General features: G+C 62.2%; 19 protein-coding genes and 1 pseudogene. 14 read left to right on the top strand and 6 right to left on the bottom strand.

What is annotated here, in order from left to right:
- The first annotated feature begins 25 nt into the window (after nucleotides 1-25).
- From EJ075_RS25020 to EJ075_RS25050, 7 genes are all read left to right on the top strand, one after another.
- A complete protein-coding gene (locus tag EJ075_RS25020) occupies nucleotides 26-1,033 on the top strand; it encodes an ABC transporter substrate-binding protein (protein ID WP_126106149.1) in 1,008 nt (335 codons plus the stop codon).
- Between the two features lie 121 nt (nucleotides 1,034-1,154).
- Nucleotides 1,155-2,162, top strand: coding sequence for an ABC transporter substrate-binding protein (locus tag EJ075_RS25025; protein ID WP_164547180.1), 1,008 nt, complete (start codon nucleotides 1,155-1,157; stop codon nucleotides 2,160-2,162).
- Nucleotides 2,163-2,190: 28 nt separating this feature from the next.
- Nucleotides 2,191-3,201, top strand: coding sequence for an ABC transporter substrate-binding protein (locus EJ075_RS25030; RefSeq protein WP_126106151.1), 1,011 nt, complete (start codon nucleotides 2,191-2,193; stop codon nucleotides 3,199-3,201).
- Entirely contained in the window at nucleotides 3,198-3,782 is a 585-nt protein-coding gene (locus EJ075_RS25035; protein WP_126106152.1) for an SCO family protein, read from the top strand. Before EJ075_RS25030 ends, EJ075_RS25035 begins: the two co-directional genes overlap by 4 nt.
- Nucleotides 3,748-6,402, top strand: a complete 2,655-nt coding sequence (locus EJ075_RS25040) for a GAF domain-containing protein (RefSeq protein WP_126106153.1) — start codon at nucleotides 3,748-3,750, stop codon at nucleotides 6,400-6,402. The genes EJ075_RS25035 and EJ075_RS25040 overlap by 35 nt, the downstream gene beginning before the upstream one ends.
- Nucleotides 6,399-6,764, top strand: coding sequence for a response regulator (locus EJ075_RS25045; RefSeq protein ID WP_126106154.1), 366 nt, complete (start codon nucleotides 6,399-6,401; stop codon nucleotides 6,762-6,764). The genes EJ075_RS25040 and EJ075_RS25045 overlap by 4 nt, the downstream gene beginning before the upstream one ends.
- A gap of 14 nt (nucleotides 6,765-6,778) precedes the next feature.
- The gene (locus tag EJ075_RS25050) at nucleotides 6,779-7,927 is read left to right on the top strand and encodes a response regulator (RefSeq protein WP_126106155.1); all 1,149 of its coding nucleotides are present in this window, start codon (nucleotides 6,779-6,781) and stop codon (nucleotides 7,925-7,927) included.
- A gap of 333 nt (nucleotides 7,928-8,260) precedes the next feature.
- Here EJ075_RS25050 and EJ075_RS25055 read toward each other — a convergent pair whose 3' ends face one another.
- A complete protein-coding gene (locus EJ075_RS25055) occupies nucleotides 8,261-9,292 on the bottom strand; it encodes a helix-turn-helix domain-containing protein (RefSeq protein ID WP_126106156.1) in 1,032 nt (343 codons plus the stop codon).
- Nucleotides 9,293-9,378: 86 nt separating this feature from the next.
- Here EJ075_RS25055 and EJ075_RS25060 point away from each other — a divergent pair, with 86 nt between their 5' ends.
- Entirely contained in the window at nucleotides 9,379-10,785 is a 1,407-nt protein-coding gene (locus EJ075_RS25060) for an FAD-binding oxidoreductase (RefSeq protein WP_126106157.1), read from the top strand.
- Nucleotides 10,786-11,104: 319 nt separating this feature from the next.
- On the opposite strand, the gene EJ075_RS25065 is transcribed toward EJ075_RS25060, so the two are convergent.
- A complete protein-coding gene (locus tag EJ075_RS25065; RefSeq protein ID WP_126106158.1) occupies nucleotides 11,105-11,653 on the bottom strand; it encodes a histidine phosphatase family protein in 549 nt (182 codons plus the stop codon).
- A gap of 168 nt (nucleotides 11,654-11,821) precedes the next feature.
- Here EJ075_RS25065 and EJ075_RS25070 point away from each other — a divergent pair, with 168 nt between their 5' ends.
- From EJ075_RS25070 to EJ075_RS25080, 3 genes are all read left to right on the top strand, one after another.
- Nucleotides 11,822-12,769, top strand: coding sequence for an AEC family transporter (locus EJ075_RS25070; RefSeq protein ID WP_126106159.1), 948 nt, complete (start codon nucleotides 11,822-11,824; stop codon nucleotides 12,767-12,769).
- A gap of 203 nt (nucleotides 12,770-12,972) precedes the next feature.
- Entirely contained in the window at nucleotides 12,973-14,430 is a 1,458-nt protein-coding gene (locus tag EJ075_RS25075) for an NAD-dependent succinate-semialdehyde dehydrogenase (protein WP_126106160.1), read from the top strand.
- Between the two features lie 84 nt (nucleotides 14,431-14,514).
- Nucleotides 14,515-15,546: an aldose epimerase family protein gene (locus tag EJ075_RS25080; protein WP_126106161.1), complete on the top strand. Its 1,032-nt coding sequence runs from the start codon at nucleotides 14,515-14,517 to the stop codon at nucleotides 15,544-15,546.
- Nucleotides 15,547-15,638: 92 nt separating this feature from the next.
- Here the strand turns inward: EJ075_RS25080 and EJ075_RS25085 are convergent, their stop codons facing one another.
- The 3 genes from EJ075_RS25085 to EJ075_RS34065 form a co-directional block, all read right to left on the bottom strand.
- Nucleotides 15,639-17,180 carry a tetratricopeptide repeat protein gene (locus EJ075_RS25085; protein ID WP_126106162.1) on the bottom strand — a complete coding sequence of 514 codons (1,542 nt, stop codon included), beginning with the start codon at nucleotides 17,178-17,180 and terminating at the stop codon, nucleotides 15,639-15,641.
- Between the two features lie 4 nt (nucleotides 17,181-17,184).
- Nucleotides 17,185-17,355: a hypothetical protein gene (locus EJ075_RS33270; protein ID WP_164547181.1), complete on the bottom strand. Its 171-nt coding sequence runs from the start codon at nucleotides 17,353-17,355 to the stop codon at nucleotides 17,185-17,187.
- Between the two features lie 125 nt (nucleotides 17,356-17,480).
- On the bottom strand, nucleotides 17,481-17,609 hold the full coding sequence (locus EJ075_RS34065; protein ID WP_281033435.1) for a hypothetical protein: 129 nt from the start codon (nucleotides 17,607-17,609) through the stop codon (nucleotides 17,481-17,483).
- On the opposite strand from EJ075_RS34065, the gene EJ075_RS25090 reads away from it, so the two are divergent.
- The 3 genes and pseudogenes from EJ075_RS25090 to EJ075_RS25100 form a co-directional block, all read left to right on the top strand.
- Nucleotides 17,608-17,988: a hypothetical protein gene (locus tag EJ075_RS25090; protein WP_206437507.1), complete on the top strand. Its 381-nt coding sequence runs from the start codon at nucleotides 17,608-17,610 to the stop codon at nucleotides 17,986-17,988. The genes EJ075_RS34065 and EJ075_RS25090 overlap by 2 nt on opposite strands.
- A gap of 422 nt (nucleotides 17,989-18,410) precedes the next feature.
- On the top strand, nucleotides 18,411-19,103 hold the full coding sequence (locus tag EJ075_RS25095; protein ID WP_245458005.1) for a gamma-glutamylcyclotransferase: 693 nt from the start codon (nucleotides 18,411-18,413) through the stop codon (nucleotides 19,101-19,103).
- A 49-nt stretch (nucleotides 19,104-19,152) separates the two neighbouring features.
- A pseudogene (locus EJ075_RS25100) lies at nucleotides 19,153-19,599 on the top strand (galactose-1-epimerase); the annotation flags it as partial.
- Between the two features lie 159 nt (nucleotides 19,600-19,758).
- Here the strand turns inward: EJ075_RS25100 and EJ075_RS25105 are convergent.
- Nucleotides 19,759-20,514, bottom strand: a complete 756-nt coding sequence (locus tag EJ075_RS25105) for an SDR family oxidoreductase (RefSeq protein WP_095486747.1) — start codon at nucleotides 20,512-20,514, stop codon at nucleotides 19,759-19,761.
- Nucleotides 20,515-20,612: the final 98 nt, after the last annotated feature.

Genomic DNA, 20,612 nt, shown 5'->3' on the forward strand with positions numbered 1-20,612 from the left:
CGCCCTATCGAGGGAAGGAGAGGCTATGCAAGTCATCCAGAGCCGCCGTCGCTTCTTGGCCGGCCTTTCGGCAGCCGGCGCCGCGAGCCTCGTTGGGGTCCAGCAATCGCTTGCCGCAGAGCCGCCGCCGGAAACGACCACGGTCCGGCTCGCAAAACTCCCTGCCATCTGCATGGCGCCACAGTACGCCGCCATGGAGTTGCTGCAAGCAGAGGGCTTTACCGAAGTTCGCTATGTTGCAGTTGAGCTAGGTGACGCAACGACGAAGAGTATTGCAGCAGGCGAGGTGGATTTTAGCCTGAACTACGCGGGAAATCTCATCGTGCCGATGGATCTTGGAATACCGATCACGGTGGTTGCCGGCGTGCACACGGGATGCTTCGAGCTCTTCGGGAGCGAAGGTATCCACCGCATCACAGACCTGAAGGGCAGGACCGTAGGCGTGCCAAGTATAGGATCAGGGCCCCACCTGTTCTTGGCAAGTATGGCCACTTATGTCGGGCTTGACCCTGTGAGGGACATCAACTGGGTTGCCAGTCCATCCATCAAGCCAAAGGAGCTCTTTGTTGAGGGCAAAATCGATGCATTCCTTGGCCTTCCACCCGACCCGCAGCAGTTGCGCGACCGCAAAATCGGTCACGTCATCGTTAACAGCGCCGTCGATCGTCCCTGGTCGCAATACTTTTGCTGCATGCTGGCCGGCAACGCCGACTTCGTTCAGAACAACCCGATCGCGACCAAGCGCGTCCTCCGCGCCATTCTGAAAGCGGCGGACCTTTGTGTCTCTGAGCCACAGCGTGTCGCGCGACAGATCGTCGATGACGGATTCACGGCCAACTATGACTACGCCCTGCAGACGATGACTGACGTGCCTTACAACAAATGGCGTGAATACGATCCGGAAGACACGATCCGGTTTTATGCACTGCGGCTTCAAGAGGCCGGCATGATCAGGTCGAGCCCCCAGAAGATCATCGCAGACGGTACCGATTGGCGGTTCCTCAACGAACTGAAGCGAGAGCTGAAGATGTGAGCAACAGGCAAGTATGTGGCCGAGAGCTCGCAATGCTGGCATGGCCGACGAGCTCAAGCGTGAGCTGAAGACGTAGACCTATCGCCGACACGCGGTGCCTTTTTCAAGGGAGGAGAGACTCGTGCAGATTGTCCAGAACCGTCGCCTTTTCCTTACAGGCCTGTGCGCGCTCGCAGCCGCGGGTGTTGCAAAGGGCCGCAACGCGGCCGGCGCCGAAGCGGCACCTGAAACCACGATCGCCCGCTTTGCGGCGGCGCCCGGTATCTGCATCGCTCCGCAGTACGTCGCCGAGGATCTGATCCGCGCAGAGGGGTTCTCGGATTTCGGCTTCGTGGCCGCTGACGCCGGTATCGCCCAGACCGAGATGCTGGCGCGCGGCGACATCGACTTCGGCATCGACTTTGCCACGGCCCTAATCATTCCGGTCGACACTGGCGCCCCGATCAAGGTGATCTCCGGAGTGCATGTCGGCTGCTACGAATTGTTTGGACACGAGGACATCAAGAGCATCGCGGATCTCAAGGGCCGCAAAGTCGGCGTCGGCGGCAATCTATCGTCGGATCCGCATATCTTCGTCAGTGCCATGGCGGCCTATGTCGGCCTCGATCCGCAACGCGACATCGAATGGGTCGTCGGCGAGACAAAGCCGGCGGAGCTCTTCGCCGAGGGCAAGGTCGACGCCTTCCTGGCTTTTCCGCCTGAGGCTCAAGACCTCCGCGCCCGCAAAGTCGGCCACGTCATCCTCGACAGTTCCAAGGACCGGCCGTGGTCGCAATATTACTGCTGCATGCTGGCGGTCAACGCCGCCTATGCCGAGAAAAATCCAGCTGCCACCAAGCGCGTTATCCGAGCCATCATCAAATCGGCCGACATCTGCGCGGCTGAACCGGAACGGGTGGCACGCCTCCTGGTGGATGGCGGACGCACCGAACAATACGACTACGCCGTGCAGGCGCTCCGCGAGCTCCCCTACTCTAATTGGCGCGAGTTCGATCCCGAGGACACTATCAGGTTCTTCTCGCTGCGGCTGCATGAAGCCGGGATTGTCAAGTCGAGCCCAAACGAGATCATCGCGAACGGCACCGATTGGCGCCTTTTCAACGAGGTCAAGCGTGAGTTGAAAATCTGAGCCTGCTTTGTCCTAGGGAGGAAGTGACATGCGGATCATTCAGAATCGACGCCGTTTCATGGTGGGCCTATCGGCGGTCGGCGCCGCAGGCCTCGTCAGCGTTCCAACATCGGCTCATGCCGAGCCGGCACCAGAGACCACGACAGTGCGTTTGCCAAGGACGTTCCGCGCCCTTTGCGAAGCACCCAAGAATATCGCCGGGGAGCTATTGCGCGCCGAAGGGTTCACCGATGTACGCTACATAGACTTGGCCGCCGACTCCGACCCGTCCGCGATGCTCGCAAGCGGCGAACTGGACTTCACCACCGACTTTCCGCCAGCGCACATCATGGCGATCGAAGCCGGCATGCCGATAAAGGTGATCACCGGCCTGCACTCCGGCTGCCTCGAACTGATCGCCAAGGAAAGCATCAACAGCATCTCTGACCTCAAGGGCAAGAGGGTGGGCGTGTTCGCGCTGACGTCAGCTCCGCACGTGCTCGTGACCCTCATGGCCGCCTATGTCGGTCTCGATCCCGCCACCGATCTCGAGTGGGTCGCGAACCCGGACGTCAGCTCGATGCAACTCTTTAACGAAGGAAAGGTCGATGCCTTTCTGGCGGTGCCACCCGAGCCGCAGGAGCAGCGCGTCCGGAACTTCGGCCACACGATCCTCAATACGACCGCCGACCGGCCATGGTCGCAACACTACTGCTGCATGCTCGCCGGCAGCGCGGACTATGTCGACAGACACCCGGCCGCGACCAAACGCGTGCTGCGAGCCATTCTCAAGGCAGCCGACATCTGCGCGTCGGATCCGGAACTGGCTGCGCAACTATCGGTCGATGGCAAGTTCACCGATCGATACGACTATGCGTTGGAAGGCTTGCGTGAAGCGCGCTACGACGTGTGGCGGGAGTTCGACCCCGAAGACACAATGCGCTTCTACGCACTGCGGATGAACGAAGTCGGCTTCATCAAGGCCGGCCCTAACAAGATCATCGCCAACGGCACGGATTGGCGTTTCCTCAACGAGGTCAAGCGCGAGATGAAAACGTGAGCGAGTGGCCGGCGCGCATCTTGCTGCTGGCGCTGATGGCCGGGTCGGCACACGCGCACGACGCGCCGCGCGACGAGCGCCTGCCGACGATCGGACAGGCGCCGGACTTTACCTTGGTATCGCAGGACAGTGCGCGTGTGTCGCTGCACGACTTTCGCGGCAAAGTGGTCGCGGTCTCATTCATCTATACGTACTGTACCGACGTTTGCCCCATGCTGACCGCCCATATGGTCGCCGTGCAGGAAAAGTTGGGTAGTGCATTCGGACCCAAAATCGCCTTCGTTTCGATCACCGTCGACCCGGAGCGCGATACGCCCGATGTTTTGAAGGAATATGCGCAGAATTTTGGCGCCGATCTGAAGGGCTGGTCGTTTCTTACCGGTGATCCGGCGATTGTCCATGAGGTTGGACGGAAATACGGGGTCATCGCGAAGAAGGCGACGAACGGAGATGTCGACCATACCTTGTTGACGTCGATCGTGGACCCCGGTGGCATCTTGCGAGTACAGTATCTTGGTGTCCGGTTCGACTTGGAGGAGTTCCGGGGTGATCTTCTCAGCCTCTTGGACGAATCCAAATAGCATAACGAACCGGCTCGTTGGCTGGGTTGCCCGGCTGCCGGCGCGCGTCCAGACCAAGCTCTTGATCGCGTTCCTGTCGATCGTCGGCCTGCTGATCGTGCTCGGGGCCGTCGGGTTGCAGATGCTGAGTGGGGTCAACGATCAGACCAACGAGCTGATCAAGCTGCAGCGCAGGATCGCGGCCTACCGCCAAGTACAGCACGATACGACCACCCAGCTCTACGGCATCTCCACCGCCCTGTTGCTTCAGGACGACCGGATGCTGGATGCGGCGCTGCGCCAGCTCAATCAGTTCGGCTACGACCTCGACCGCATGGAGTTCGTCGCCAAAGCCGAGGTGGAAGTGCTTGGCCAGGTCAGGCAAGAGTACGAACGGCTGACGGCCGGGGTGACGCACGTGGCAGAGCTCGTCCGCGCCGGCCGCACTGAGGAGGCGCGCAAGGTTCAGCTTGATGAAATCATACCGTCGGCTGATAGCCTCGAGCGGCTGACAAACCAGCTGGTCAACATGGCCGAAGCCGACATGGTGGCGGCCATCGAAACGACCGAGGGTGCGTACGGCACGTCCAGACTGATCGTGGTCTCGTTTGCGGTGGGCAGTATCCTGCTGGCGTTGGGGCTGGGCTACATCATCTCCTGGTCGTTGATCGAACCGGTCAAGAAGATCGAGACGCGTCTCAGCCAGATAGCGGCCGGCGACTTCGCCCAACAGGTTGCCGTCGCCAATCGCGACGAACTTGGAGTGCTCGCCGCGAACGTCAACCAGACCTCCGACCAGCTGGGGCGCCTGTATCAGGAGATTGAGACGCGCACCCAGCAGCTCGACGAAGCCCTTCAGCAGCAGACAGCCACTGCAGACGTTCTGAAGGTCATCAGCCGCTCTACCTTCGATCTGCAGGTCGTGCTCGATACGTTGGTGGAATCGGCTGTCAGGCTCTGCCGTGCCGACAAGGGTGGTATCGTGCAGTTGCTGGATGGCGTATTCCGCTATGTGTCGACGCATGGCTACCCGCCCAGTTTCCGTGCTTATGTCGACGCCAATCCACTTCCAGCGCTTGCCGCAGGCCGAGGCTCCGCCGTAGGGCGCGTAATCGAAGAACGGCGGATCGTGCAAATCGAAGACGTGACCGCTGATCCGGACTACCGCGTTGCCCTGATAGCTGAGGCAGGCGGATTCCGCACCGTCCTCGCTGCCCCGCTGTTGCGGGAAGGTGATCTCGTTGGCGTATTCGTCATGACGAGGGTTGAGCCGCAACCTTTCAATCCCAAGGAGATCGCGCTCGTCGAGACATTCGCCGACCAGGCGGTGATCGCCATCGAGAATGCGCGGCTCTTCGAGGCGGTGCAGTCACGGACGCGCGAGCTTGCCGCGTCTGTTGGTGAGCTCGAGGCGCTTGGTGAGGTGAGCAAGGCGGTCAATTCGACGCTGGATCTCGACACGGTGTTGAAAACGATCGTCGCCAAAGCGGTCCAGTTGTCGGAGACGGATGCTGGCACCATCTACGTGTTCAGCAGCACGCGGCAGCAATTCCGTCCGCGCGCAAACTTCGGTATGAGCGATGAGCTTATCGCCGCAGTCTCACACCAGACGATCGGGCTGGCCGACATGGGGATCGGCGACGCGCCCGGGCGCTGCATGCCGGTGCAGTTTCCCGACCTCAGCGAGGAGACCTCATCCTTCCTTGTAAGAAAGACGATCGTCGACGCCGGATATCGTGGTATCCTGATCGTTCCGCTGCTGAGGCCCAACAAGATCGTCGGTGCACTGGTCGTCAGGCGCCACAAGCCAGGCGCCTTCCATGAGCAAGTTGTCCACCTGCTGGAGACCTTCGCAGCCCAATCGGTGCTCGCGATCCAGAATGCCAAGCTGTTCCGCGAGATCGAGGAGAAAGGCCGGGAGCTGGAGGCAGCTAGCCGCCACAAGTCCCAGTTCCTCGCGAATATGAGCCACGAGCTCAGGACACCGCTCAATTCGGTCTTGGGCTTCACAGAACTGCTGGTCGACGGCATCTACGGCGAACTCCCGGACAAGGCAAAGACGACCGTCGCGCGCGTGCAGGCAAACGGCCGTCACCTCCTCGGGCTCATCAACGACGTACTCGACCTTTCCAAGATCGAAGCCGGCCAGCTCACGCTGGCGATCGAGGACTACTCCGTCGCGCAGATTGTTCGATCGACCGTTACGGCTGTCGAGCCGCTGGCACGAGCGAAGGGTCTTGAGCTTTCAACGACTGTTGCCGAGAACCTTCCATTCGGCCGCGGGGACGAACGCCGTTTGACGCAGGTCCTGCTCAATCTTGCAGGCAATGCCGTCAAGTTCACCGAAACGGGTGCGGTCGACATTCTTGCCGATGCGGTCGACGGGCACTTCGAGATCACCGTCCGAGACACCGGTCCCGGCATCGCGTCCAAGGACCAGGCTCTCATCTTCGACGAATTCCAGCAGGTCGACAACAGCAGCACCAGGCAGAAGGGTGGCACAGGTCTTGGCCTGGCGATCTCGAAGCGCATCGTCGAAATGCATGGCGGAACCATAGACGTCGAGTCCGTGATCGGGTCAGGGTCGACATTCCGTCTGAAGGTACCAATCCGGGTGAATGAGGACGTGAGGGCCGCATGAGCAAACGAATCCTGATGGTGGAAGACACCGAGGACAACCGCCAGATCATCCGCGATCTCATTGCCACCACCGAATACGAACTGATCGAGGCGGCGGACGGCGCCGCCGGCATCGCTGCAGCCGGAGCGCATAGGCCAGACCTGATCCTTATGGACATTCAGTTGCCGGTAATCGACGGGTATGAAGCCACCCGCTGCATAAAGGCCGATCCGGCGCTGCGGCACATCCCGATAATCGCCGTCACCTCCTACGCACTGTCGGGCGACGAGGCGAAGGCCCTTGCTGCAGGGTGCGATGGCTACATTGCCAAGCCATTCAGTCCGCGCCAGCTGCTCGCCGAGATTCGCCAGTTCCTTTCCTGAGGGGAGACAGTGCCTTGCACGATCCGCCTCGCATTCTCGCGGTCGACGATACCCCGGAAAATCTCGAGATCCTGCGCATGCGGCTCGAGGCGAATGGCTACGAAGTGGTGACTGCCGCGGATGGTGAAGAGGGGCTTGCGAAAGCACGCAGCCTCAGTCCGGACCTGATCCTGCTCGACATCATGATGCCGAAGCTGGACGGCATCAGTGTGGTGCGGATGCTCAAGCAGGACATCTCCCTGCAGGCGATTCCGGTCATCCTCGTCACCGCGAAAGCTGACACGCGCGACGTGGTCGAGGGGTTGGACGCTGGCGGCGACGACTATCTGACCAAGCCGTTTGAGCATAGGGCCCTGTTGGCGCGCGTGCGCTCGATGCTACGTCAGAAGGCGCTCCACGATACCGTCGCAAGCCAGGCCCAACTCCTCCAGGAACAAGCCGCACAGCTTTCCGATTGGAACCGCTCGCTCGAGCAGACCGTGGCGGAGCAGGTGACCGAGATCGAGCGAATGGGCCGGCTCCGGCGTTTCCTGCCCGAGCAGGTCGCCGACCTCATCGTTGCGGCGGGAAATGGCGACGCGCTTCTGCAGAGTCACCGTCGCGAGGTGACCGTCGTTTTCTGCGATCTACGCGGCTTTACAGCCTTCGCCGAGACCGCCGAGCCCGAAGAGGTGATGGCCGTTCTTGGCGAGTATCATGCCTGCCTCGGTGAGCAAATCGTTCGGCATGGAGGGACTTTGGAGCGGTTCGTGGGCGACGGTATCGTGGTGGTTTTCAACGATCCATTGCCCTGTGCAGACCACACCGAGAAAGCCGTCTCCATGGCAGCGGCGATGCGTGACGCAATTGAGGAGCATTCAGAGCGATGGCGAAAACGGGACTATTTGCTTGGCTTCGGAATCGGCATCGCTCGGGGCCACGCAACCATCGGGCGCATCGGTTTTCATCAGCGCTCGGACTATGCCGTCATCGGCACTGTGTCGAACCATGCCGCCCGATTGTGTGAGGAGGCCAAATCGCGCCAGATTCTTGTTAGCCAACGGGTCCTCGGCGCTGTCGAGTCGCTGGTCGAATCCGTTCTTGTTGGCGAACTGACGCTGAAGGGTTTTCGCCGCCCGATGCCTGCCTATGAAATCGTGCAGTGGATCGGTCGGCCAAGCTAGCTTTAGACGCACTCCGGTCTCTTTCGGACGATACGACCCGTCGAACCGTCGGCACAAAGTATCCCAGCCACGACCGATCTCGAAACCGCCCGCAACGGGGAGAAAGTGTGCGTTCTGCCAGTAGCAAAGCGATGGCAGCCTATGTGATCGGTTTCTGATGCCGGCCATCCACGTGTTGGCCTGGCGCCGGGGCCGGCGACCGAAACCCATCACATAGGCTGCCCGCGCCCTCTGCAATAGCAATTTCCGCTTTTGGTGAATGGAGGGGGCCGTGGGAATGACTGTCATGAGGCGCAGAGCGGAATATGGGCATCGCGCCGCGACGGTTGAGATTCAATCGCGGCTCAGCGCTCGCCGGAGAGCACTGAAACGAATGCGATATTGCTGCGGCGTCAGTCCGATTTTGCGCCGGAACAGGCGCCCGAAAAAACTCGCATCCTCATAGCCCACTTCATTGGCCACCGCCTCGACCTGCAGGTCGCCCGTCTCGAGCAGTTCCTTGGCCGCTTCGAGCCTGAGCGCGTGGATGTAGTCGATTGCCTTCATTTCCGTCGCCTTGGCGAAGCGGCGCACGAAGGAGCGCTCGGACAGGCCTGATAGCTTGGTCATGGCGGCGACGGGCGAGGGCGTCCGGTAGTTGAGCTCCGCCCATTTCTGGCAGCGGTTGATCACCGCGTCGTCGGTCTGGCGAAAGCGCATCAGCGCGGCGAAGGGCTGCTGGCCCATGTCGTGCCACTGCAGCATGTAGACCTTGGCGACCTCCATCGCCTCCTTGAGGCCGACGAAGCGCGCGATGAGATAGAGGGCGAGATCCTGCCAGCTCGAGCCGCCCCCGGCCATGACGATGCGCTGGGCCTCGCCGCTCAGCACCAGCGACTGGCCCGGCTTCACCTTCACGCCGGGATAGTTGTTAGCGAGCGTCGCGACATAGCCCCAATGGATTGTGGCCTCGCGATTTTCCAGCAACCCCGCTTCGCCGAGCAGGACCGCGCCGGAACAGGCGCTGGCCAACATGGCGCCGTCCGCATGCGCCTGCCGCAGCCAGCGGGCCTCGGCATCATACTGCCCGGCGACGCTTTCGCCCGGATTGACGAAGAAATCGGGGATGCAGACGATGTCGGGTCGCGGGCAGTCGGAAAGCGCGTGGTCCGGGCGTACCCAGACGCCGTTTGCGGCGCGAAACGCGCAGCCGTCCCCAGCAACCACATAGGGCCGCATGCGCGGCGTGCCCGCCGCACCGCTGGTGATGAACAGGAAATCCCTGCCGGGCGAGGAAAACAGGTCGAACATGCCGTAGATCGTGGAGGCGGTAGCCTCCGGAACGGCAAGGATCGCCACATTCAATGGGCCGGTCTGTTCAACCATGGCAGAAATGACCGCCTTCCAGTATTTTCGACTTTAGTGGCCGTGCCCGCGCTGCGCTAGCGTGTGTGAAACGAGGAGACCGCCACATGGCCGCCACCGCTACCCTTGCACCATCGAGCATCGTAAGCTTCCGTTCAACGATGCGCGGCGAGGTGCTGGAGCCGTCGAGCCCATCCTATGACACGACGCGGATCGTCTGGAACGGCATGATCGACCGCCGTCCCGCTCTCATCGCGCGCTGCCGGAGTTCTGCCGATGTCGAGGCGTCGGTGAATTTCGCGCGCCAAGAGCGGCTGGCGATCGCGATCCGCTCGGGAGGCCACAATGTTGCGGGCTACGCCGTCTGCGACGGCGGCCTGATGATCGACATGTCGCTGATGAATGGCGTGCGGGTCGCGCCCGGCCTCGATCGTGCCTTCGTTGAGGGCGGCGCTATTTGGGCCGATGTCGATGCGGCCACCACCCCGCTTGGCCACGCCACGCCGGGCGGCCTGATCTCGGCGACCGGCGTTGCCGGCCTTACACTCTCAGGAGGCATCGGCTGGCTGCGCGGCAGCCACGGCCTCAGCGTCGACAATCTGCTGGCCGCCGATCTGGTGACCGCCGATGGACGCCTCATCCATGTCGATGCGACGCAGAACCCGGATCTCTTCTGGGCGCTGCGCGGCGGCGGCGGCAATTTTGGCGTGGTGACGAGCTTCGAGTTCAAGCTGCACCCGATCGAACCGGAGCTGATGTTCTGCGGTCCTGCCTATCCCGAAGAGCGCGCCAACGAGATCATTCCGCTCTGGCGCGACTTCATGCAAACCGCCCCCGACCGCCTGAGCGGGCTGGCCGAGTTCTCCACCATTCCGGAGGATCCCTCCGTTCCCGAACACGCCTGGGGCCGCCGCGTCCTGGCGCTTGCGCATGTCTATGACGGACCGGCGGACGAGGGCGAGCGCGTCGTGGCTCCGCTGCGCAGCTTTGGCGAACCGCTCGTCGATTTCAGCGGTCGCATGCCGTATCGCACCATCCAGTCGCTCTATGACGGCCTGTTCCCGAAAGGCCGCGACCGCTGCTACTGGAAATCCACCTACCTCTCGCGCCTCGACGACGAGGTCATCGGGGAGATCACCGCGCGGATGGCGAAGCGGCCCTCCGAGATGACCTTCGCCTCGATCTGGAAGTTCGGCGGTTTCGTCCAGCGCGTTGCAGCCGATGCGACCGCCTTCGGCGACCGCTCCATGCCCTTCATGCTCAGCCTCGACGCCATCTGGCCAGGCGCTGACGATGACGATGCGAACATCGGCTGGGTTCGCAGCTTCTGGCAGGACATGCAGCGCTACTCGACCGGCCGCCTCTATCTGAACTTCCCCGGCCATGGCGAAGGAGCGAATCTCGTGCGCGACGCCTTCGGAGCCGAGGTCTACGCGCGGCTCGCCAAGATCAAGCACAGATACGATCCGGACAATCTGTTCCGCCTCAACCAGAACATCCTGCCAATGCACTGACGTACAATCCAAATCGGGCATACGGTTGCGTCTCTCGTCTCGGCCGTGGTGGCTTTGATCGCGCTGAGTCGCGAGCGACGCGCAGCGTGGTCGCCGCGATGTCCGCTTTCAATCAGTGGCAAATCTGTCCGCAACGGCCGAGATTAGGCGCGAAGCAGACATCTCTGATGGGTGTCGTGAACTTCTGCTTTGGGTCATCGGCGTGAATTCGACCGAGGCCGAACGAGCTTCCGCTTAGGGTCGGAACCGGTATTCCAGTTAGCGTACAAAGCGTTAGATTTTCACCACTGGCGAACGCTTCAACCAGCTCCAGCGCGGATTAGAAGGTGACGCGACCGAGCACGCGCAGGCCTTCGCCTTGCGGCTCGACGATCACGGCTTCGCCTTCGCGCGGCGAGATGCCGGTGAGGGCCATTATGTTTTCCAGATGGGTGACCATGACCACATTGTCGGAGCCGGAATAATTGCGAATCTCGGTCATGACCGCCTCGAGCTGGGCGGCTTTCTCGCTCGGGTCGGTCTTAAGCAGGTCAAGCGGCGCGAACGGCTCGGGCTCCGCTCTGAACGCGATGCGGGCGGTGTCGAGGCTGCGGCAAAAGCGGCTGGACAGCATGCGCTCTATGGGCGCGGCGCGGGCGGCGAACAGCGCGCCGATCTTTCGTGCCTGCTGCTTGCCACGCACCGAGAGGTTGACCTGGGTCGCGCATTTCTCGATGTCGAAACTCGCCGGATCGGTAGTGCCGGTGACCATGGCATGGCGAAGCAGCACCACATGTCCGCCGTCGCGCAACAGCGCCCAGCCGGCTTCAGTCGCATGGACCGCGGCGGGAACGACGAGCAGCAGCAGAGCCAGCACAAATCGAAGCATCAGACGTCCTTTTCCGGTCACCGCGGGTCGGTTCCGGTGACCTGATATAGGGACGGCAAAGCCGGCTGAAAGACAAGGCACGACCAATCCCGGCTGTTTGCGAGGACAGAACGCTTCGGAAGGTGGAGGCGATTGCACTGCGATCGCGGCTCGCCTATCAGGAGAAAAATGTCTCCACTCATCGAAACCGTCCTTTTTGTCTTCGGTCTTGTCGCGCTCGGCTATCTCGCCGGGCTCACCGGCTATTTGAAGGCCGAGGCGGGCGAGGCCATTGCCGAATTCGCTGTCGGGGTGGCGATGCCGCTGCTTCTGTTCCGCACCATGGTGAATGCCGATTTCCATGGCGCCGCGCCCTGGTCGTTCTGGGGAGCCTATTTCACAGCGGCGGCAGTCACGTGGGCTGCAGGCCATCTGGTCACCACACGGGTGTTCGGGCGCGATGCGCGTGCAGGGGTCGTTGGCGGCGTGTCGTCGGCTTTTTCCAATCTCGTCCTGCTCGGCATCCCGTTCGTCCTCGGCACATTCGGGCCAAGTGGATTCGAAGTGCTGTCGCTGCTGATTTCCGTGCATCTGCCGACGATGATCATGGCATCGATCATCCTGTTTGAAATCTTTGGCCGCGGTGACGAGCATGTGCATCCGCTGCGCATCATCCGACGCTTCTTTCGAAAGATGCTCTCCAATCCGCTGATCATCGGCATCCTGGCCGGGTGGGTGTGGCGTATCGCCGATCTGCCATTGCCGGCGCTGGCCGTGCGGCTGGTAGACGCATTGGCCAACATCGCCGGACCGGTTGCGCTGTTTGCAATGGGGCTTGGCCTGTGCCGTTTCGGCATCTCCGGCAACGTGCGGCCGGCGCTGGCGCTGTCGGCGCTGAAGCTGCTGCTGATGCCGGCCGTCGCGCTCGGCCTGGTCTGGCTACTTGGGCTGCCGCCGCTGTCGGCGAAGGTGGCGGTGGTGGCGGCCGCGCTGCCATCCGGGGTCAATTCCTACCTGATTGCGACGCAATTCAACACCGGCCAGGCATTGGCATCGAACCAGATGACCATCGCCACCGCCTGCGCGGTCGTCACCACGGCGTTCTGGCTGACGGTGGTGGTCCAGGTGTTTGGATAGCAACGTGTTTGGATAGCAATTTGGGCGCAAATCGGCCTCGCCTTGCGCTGGCCCAAACCCTATATGCCATCTTGCGATTGATTGCGGGGCTTGCCCTAGGTAAAGAGCAGTGGCTCCAGGCGTGCCGGCATCGATGCCATTGCGCACGCCCACCAAAGAAATCCAGATACCGGCCCGTCAGCGCGCCGAACGGAGGCTAGACCATGCTTCAGAAAACCAGCCATTTCATGCGCCAGGCCAATCTCATCAATGGCGAGTGGGTGCAGGCCGACAGCGGCCAGACGGTCGACGTCAACAATCCGGCCACCGGCCTCAAGATCGGCACCGTGCCGAAGTCCGGCAAGGCCGAGACGCGCCGCGCCATCGAAGCCGCCGACACCGCCTTCAAGACATGGCGCAAGACCACCGCGCTCGAGCGTTCGAAGTTGCTGCGCAAGCTGCATGACGCGATGATGGACAATCAGGATGTGCTGGCCGAGCTCTTGACCATCGAGCAGGGCAAGTCGCTGTTCGAATCGAAGGGCGAGATCGGTTCGGCCGCGTCCTACATCCTGTGGTTCGCCGAAGAAGGCCGCCGCACCTATGGCGATGTCGTGCCGTCGCCCTGGGCGGACCGCCGCATCCTGGTGACCAAGGAGCCGGTCGGCGTCATCGCCGCCATCACGCCGTGGAATTTCCCGTCCTCGATGCTGGCCCGCAAGCTCGGCCCGGCACTTGCAGCCGGCTGCACCGCGGTCGTCAAGCCGGCGTCGCAGACGCCTTATTCCGGCCTTGCCTGGGGTGCTCTCGCCGAGGAAGTCGGCTTCCCCAAAGGCGTCATCAACATCCTGACCGGCGCCGCCGGCGAGATCGGCGACGAGATCTGCGCCAACCCGCTGGTCAAGAAGATCACCTTCACCGGCTCGACCGAGGTCGGCAAGATCCTGATCCAGAAATCGTCCGTCACCGTCAAGAAGGTGTCGATGGAGCTCGGCGGTAACGCACCGTTCGTCGTCTTCGACGACGCCGACATCGAGCGTGCCGTCGCCGGCGCGATCACCGCCAAATACCGCAATTCCGGCCAGACCTGCGTCTGCACCAACCGCTTCCTGGTTCAGGCTGGCGTCTATGACAAGTTCGTCGAAAAGCTCGCCGCCGCCAGCAACGGGCTGAAGGTCGGTTCCGGCCTCGAGGACGGCGTGCAGCAGGGGCCGCTGATCGACGAGAAAGCGGTCGAAAAAGTCGAGGAACTGATCGCCGATGCCACCGCCAAGGGCGGCAAGGTCGTCGCCGGCGGCAAGCGCCATGCGCTGGGCGGTTCGTTCTTCCAGCCGACGGTGATCGCCGATGCGACGCCGAAGATGCGCTTCATGAAGGAAGAGATCTTTGGCCCGGTAGCACCGGTGTTCAAGTTCGAAACCGAAGAGGAAGCCGTGGCACTCGCCAACGACACCGAATTCGGCCTCGCCTGCTATTTCTACACGGGCGATCTCGGCCGCGCCTTCCGGGTCATGGAAGGGCTGAAATATGGCATGGTCGGGGTCAATGAAGGCCTCATCACCACGCCTGAGGCGCCGTTCGGCGGCGTCAAGGAATCGGGCCTCGGCAAGGAAGGCGGACATCAGGGCATCGAGGATTATCTCGACACCAAATATGTCTGCATCGGCGGCCTCGGCCTCTGATTGGGCAGGGTCTGTTGACCATCAATGGACCCAAGCCGGCCCGAGAGGTCAGGCGGGATCGATCAACCAACTGGCGTTTCGGGCATGGCGATGAAGGACGGCGAGGTCTTTGGCACGACGCAGACGGGCGAGGCCGTCCGCCGCTTCACCATCCGCGGCGGCGGTCTAACCGCCAACATCATCGGGCTGGGCGCCATCATCCAGGATCTGCGCCTAGCCGGGCACGATGCGCCGCTGGTGCTCGGCTATGACAGTTTCGAACCCTATGAGACGGACACGGCTTTCTTCGGCGCCGTCGTCGGACGCTATGCCAACCGCATCCGCGATGGCCGCTTCACCATCGCCGGACAGCGCTACCAGACCGAGCGCAACTTCCTCGACAAGCACACGCTGCATGGCGGCTCGCAAGGTTTTTCCCACCGGCCATGGGAAGTTTCGCTGCATGGCAGGGATTTTGTCACCCTGACACTGCATGATCCCGACGGCACGATGGGCTTTCCCGGCGCGCTCGACGTGACCTGCACCTACCGGCTGAAAATCCCCGGCACGCTCAGCGTCGAGATGACCGCCACCTGCGAGGAGCCGACGCTGTGCAACCTCACCCAGCATTCCTATTTCAACCTGGATGACGGCGGCGTCGGCGACATCCTCGATCACCGGCTGATGTTGAACGCCGGCGCCTATCTTCCAGTCGATGGCGACCTGATCCCGACCGGCGTCGTGAAGCCGGTCGACGACACGCCGTTCGATTTCCGCCAGGCGCGGCCGCTGCGCATGGAGAGCGAGGGCAAGCAGCTTGCCTACGACCAGAATTTCTGCCTTGCCGCGACGCGCGGGCCGCTCAGGCAGGCGTCATGGGCGCAGGGCGCGAACTCCGGCGTCGAGATGGAACTCTGGACGACGGAGCCGGGAGTCCAGCTCTATACCGGCCAGTATCTGGCGCCACCTTCGCCGGGACTTGAGGGACGTCATTACAAGGCTTTTTCGGGCTTCTGCCTGGAGCCGCAGGTCTGGCCGGACGCGCCGAACCGGCCGTATTTCCCGCAGGCCACGCTATGGCCGGGCCAGATCTACCACCATGTGACGGAATATAGGTTCAGGCTGCCTGGCGCCTGACGCCGGTACCGGTTTTTCGATTCCACCCTCGGTTTGGAAAGGATCATATCCGCGGTGTGGGCCAGTCTTTCCCAAATACGGCGAAACCGGCCCTAATTCAGCGCGGCCCTCACGCGCTCCGCTTCGCACTGCTTCATGCGGAACATGCCGGTATTGGTCTTGGCCTGCCCGACCGTCATGCAGACCGGAAGTCCGGCCTTCGCAGCACTTTCGGACAGGACGGAGTCGTCCTTGAAACCCTGATAAGGGAACATGCTCTCCGCCGTCCAGTCGGGCTTCATACGCAGCACCTTGGCCGCGGCGGCGGCTGCTTCCTGCTTCTTTCCGATCTGCGCGGCGCTCATGGCGACAAAGGCGGCCTGACTGGGCGACTCGCCGAGCTGCTTCGCCGTTGTGTAAGCTTCATCGAACTGGCGCGCCGCGAAATAGGTTTGCGTGATCGGAAAGTTCCACCAGGAGGGATAGCGCGGGTTGAGCTTCAGCGTCCGTTCCACAAGCTCCAGGGCGCGCTCCGTCTGCCAGCCGGCGTAAGTCCAGGCGAGCTGCATCATTGTGTCGGCATTATTAGGACCAAACTGCAACGCGAGCTTCTGATAGCGTTCCGCCTGTTCGCTGTCGTTCTGGTAGGCGTAGGCCACCGCCATCGTGAAATTTGCGGTGGAGTCGTTCGGGTCGAGGGCGAGCGCTCTTTCTGCATACTTCCGCTGGGCATCGACCCATGCTGGAAAGTCGATGACCGAGCCGATATCCATCTCGATCGCATCGGTGATCCCCATGTCGCGCACCAGCGGCATGAAATCGGGAGCGAGGTTCAGCCCCTTCTCGAAATACGCCCGCGCCTCGAGCTGACTCGCCACGGTCATCCTGTGCTTCGCTTCGATGCCCAGCAGCCAGTAATCATACGCATTGAGGCCGGTTGCATTCTTGCGTCGCGCCAGCGTGCGTTCGGCTTCCGTCACCTGACCCTGCCAGCCGGTAAGCGTGGTCGCAATTTTCTGCGTGATCTCGTCTTGAACTTCGAGCAGTTCAGCTGCGAGGCGATCGTAGCGCTCCGACCAGACATGTGCTCCTGTCTCGGCATCGATCAGCTGTGCCGTCACGCGCATGCGGTGGCCATCTACTTGCAGGCTGCCTTCCAGCACATATTTGACGTCAAGCGCTTCGCCGATTTCGCGCACATCGTGGGCCTTGCCGCGATAGAATTCGGCGGAGGTCCGGGCGATTACCGATATATCGCGGTAGCGGGCCAGATCGGTGATGATGTCCTCAGTCACGCCGGTGGCGAAGCGGTCCCACCTCTCGTCGCCGTTGATGTTTTCGAAGGGCAGCACGGCGATAGCCGGTGTCTCGGCGCCAGATTTCGTTGTCGGAAGGAGGTAGGCGGCGGCTGCACCGATCAGGATCATGAGACCGGCGGCGAGGCCCAGCCAGGATTTGCTGCGTAGCCCGAGCAACCGAGCGCCGGCAACTTTCCTGCTATCTTCGACCGCCTTTTCCGCCTCCAGCACATAGCCGCGCTTCGGCAGGGTCCGGACGATCTCGTGCCGCTCGTCGCCGAGCGCTTTCCTGATCTCGATGACGCACTGGACAAGACTGTCATCGGTGACGGCGATGTTTCCCCACACCGTCTGCATCAGTTCATCCTTCCTTGGTGACGATTTTTCCCGGCCGGGCGGCCAGCACCTTCAGTACCTCGATGGCCTGCGGCCGCAGGGCAATGGCATGCCCGCTCTGGTCCGCGATGGAGCCGCGCTGAAGGTCGACCGTGCGGCCGTTCAGGCGAATCGGCGTCAGCGCCGAGCTGTCCATCGGAACGTTCCCCACGGGGGCGAGGCCGGTTGGGTCTCGTTGCGGTCAATCTACAGCAAAGCCCGCCGTCATTCCAGCAATCGTCGAGGATTTAGTCGGCGATCGGAAGATTTCGTCCGATTTCGTCAGCCCATCGTGCTGCTCTCGTTACGGATGGTGCCGTCGGGCTCATCCTGCGTCGAGTCGAGAAAGAGGCGGAACGCAACGATTGTCTGTCTGCGTCCGCCCGTCCGGCGGATGGAGGAAATGACCATGACCAGACTTTTCGCTGAATTCGCATTCGCCGGCCTCGTCTGGACCGGAACCTCGGCTGCGGCCGAACTGGCGCCAGGCAGCGGGCATAGCGTTCATCTCGCCGCCTTCGACGGCGTCGTCTACTATACGGTCGAGCAGGACGGCTACCGGGTTGTGGCAACATTGGCATCCGGAGCAGACGCGCTGCCGCTGCGGATAGCCTCCACGCTCGCCCCCGGGCAGCGCTTGACCATTTCCGTGCCCGGTTCGGCCGGCCAGCCGTCGATCGATTTCGAGATTCTGCGCGATGGTGATGCGCTCGTTGTCAGCGACGCCATTCCCGCTGCGGTGGTCGATCTCGTGGACGTGACGCCGACCCGGGGAGCGTTGGGGAAATGAGTGTTGCCGTAGAGCTCGAGGGCGCGCGGGTTCGTCGAGTATGCTTCCGTAGATCTCGGACCATCCGTGCACAGGCAGGATATGATGCAGATCAGCTTCGGATCGTACAATGGAAATATCACGCGCAGGACACTGCTCGCGATTGCCACCACAGTCGAGACACCGGCCGCGGCGCAGCTGCCAGATCGGACCACCATCCCACCAGAAGGTTCCGCTCGTTTTCAGGGACTCGACGCGGCGTGAAATCCAGCTGGATGATACCAGCTGGCCCTCAGTGACGGTTCGCCGTTGGGAGATTGGTGATATCGTTGCGGTCTTGGATTGCTCAGCAATCGCCAAGCGAAACGTGGTCTTACAAGAAGCCCGGGCAGCAAAGAACGGAACGGCATATGAGGGAAAAGATGCCTAGGCTGGTTCGGAAGATGGCACTTACGCCGGAGATTGTTGCGCGCGTTCATCGGGTGTTAGAGGACCCCGGCTCGGCACCTGGTCTCGTTTACTACACCGAGGAGGACTACGATGCGGCGGTGCATGAGACGCTCGCCTCGCATCCCCGAGGCGAAGACCTTTGGTTGTTCGCCTATGGCTCGCTGATTTGGAAGCCGGAAGTTGAGCACACTGAGGAGCGCATTGGCACGGCGCACGGCTGGCATCGTTCGTTCTGCCTAAAGATGACCCGGTGGCGGGGCACGAGGGAGCAGCCTGGCCTGATGATGGCCCTCGATCGAGGCGGCCAGTGCCGGGGGATGCTCTATAGGCTCGCCGGCAACACAGTGGAATGGCAGCTCGGCAAGCTTGTCCGCCGAGAGATGAAGGCGAAACCACCCAGCAACCCGCCCCGTTGGCTTACCGTCAAGACGCATCAGGGGCCTGTCCGCGCCCTTGCCTTCGTGATGAACCGAGAGTCGGGCGCATACACCGGTAAGCTCCCACCTGATGAGGTGGCGGACATTGTGGCCAAGGCATGCGGCCATTTGGGCTCGTGCGCCGAGTATCTCTATAACACCATCTCGCATCTGGAAGAGCGCGGCATCCGCGACAGCAATCTATGGCGGCTACAGCGTCTGGTCGCCGAACGCATTTTGGGTTCCATCGTAACACCAATTTCAAGCTGACCATTGCCGATCTTCGCGAACAGCGCACCTATAGGCTGAAAATCCCCGGAACGCCGGCGCCTATCTTCCGGTCGATGGCGACCTGATCCCAACCGGCGTCGTCAAGCCGGTCGACGACACGCCGTTCGATTTCCGCCAGGCGCGGCCGCTGCGCATGGAGAGCGAGGGCAAGCAGCTTGCCTACGACCAGAATTTCTGCCTTGCCGCGACGCGCGGGCCGCTCAGGCAGGCGTCATGGGCGCAGGGCGCGAATTCCGGCGTCGAGATGGAGCTCTGGACCACGGAGCCGGGCGTCCAGCTCTATACCGGCCAGTATCTGGCGCCACCTTCGCCGGGACTCGAAGGACGTCATTACAAGGCTTTTTCGGGCTTCTGCCTGGAGCCGCAGGTCTGGCCGGACGCGCTGAACCGGCCGTATTTCCCACAGGCTACGCTATGGCCGGGCCAGATCTACCACCATGTGACGGAATACCGGTTCCGGCTGCCTGGCGCCTGACCCGGAAGCCGGTACCGGATTTTACGGTGCTACCTTCGGCTCGGAAAGGGATCATGTCCGCCGTCTAGGCAGACGGCCTGGCCGAGACAGCAGGTCCGCTCCAAGGAGCAGACGCTCCCAACGGGCCTGACGCCAATCAACGGTGTGGTACCTGCTTCGTCAAATGGCTTGGCCGCCGGACACTTCGATCCGCTGGGCATTCACCCAGCGATTGTCCTCGGATAACAAGCTGGCGATCATTGGCCCGATGTCGTCCGGCATGCCGACGCGGCCGAGTGCAATCATATCTGCGAACACCTTGTTGAGGTCGGGCATGTCGCGGACAGCGCCGCCAAGGAAATCAGTTTCGATCGCGCCCGGCGCCACCGTGTTGACGGCGATGCCGCGGGCGCCCAACTCCTTCGCCATGTAAACGCTGAGCACCTCGACCGCGCCCTTCACTGCCGAGTAGGCGGCGAAGCCCGGATAGGACATCCTGGTGAGGCCCGAGGAGAGGTTCACGATACGGCCGCCGTCCGCGATCAGCGGCAGCAGCTTTTGGGTGAGGAAGAACACCCCCTTGAAGTGGACATTGACCAGCCGGTCGAACTGCGCCTCCGTCGTCTCTGCGATCATTGCCATGTCGCCATGGCCGGCATTGTTCACCAGATGATCGAACGTCTCGCGCTGCCAGGTCTCGCGCAATGCCGCCTGCAGGCGCTCAGTGAAAGAAGCGAAGGTGGCAACGTCACCGGTGTCGAGTTGCAGGGCGACTGCCCTGCGACCCGTTGCCTGAATCTCCGCGACAACGGCCCGAGCGTCTTCACTCCGGCTATGGTAGGTGAGGACAACGTCACCGCCGCGGCGTGCGATGCTGAGTGCGGTGTTGCGCCCGAGCCCGCGGCTGGCGCCAGTAATGAGCGTGATCTTGGTCATGGCCTGCTCCTTTGTTTGCACCACTGCTGTGGCCACGCCGATATCGGCCCAATGGGCAGGCTTTTGTTGCCGGATGCTCGACCATTTTTGCCTAATCC

Origin of the sequence: Mesorhizobium sp. M6A.T.Cr.TU.016.01.1.1 (genome assembly GCF_003952585.1) — a bacterium.
GTDB classification, from domain to species: domain Bacteria; phylum Pseudomonadota; class Alphaproteobacteria; order Rhizobiales; family Rhizobiaceae; genus Mesorhizobium; species Mesorhizobium mediterraneum.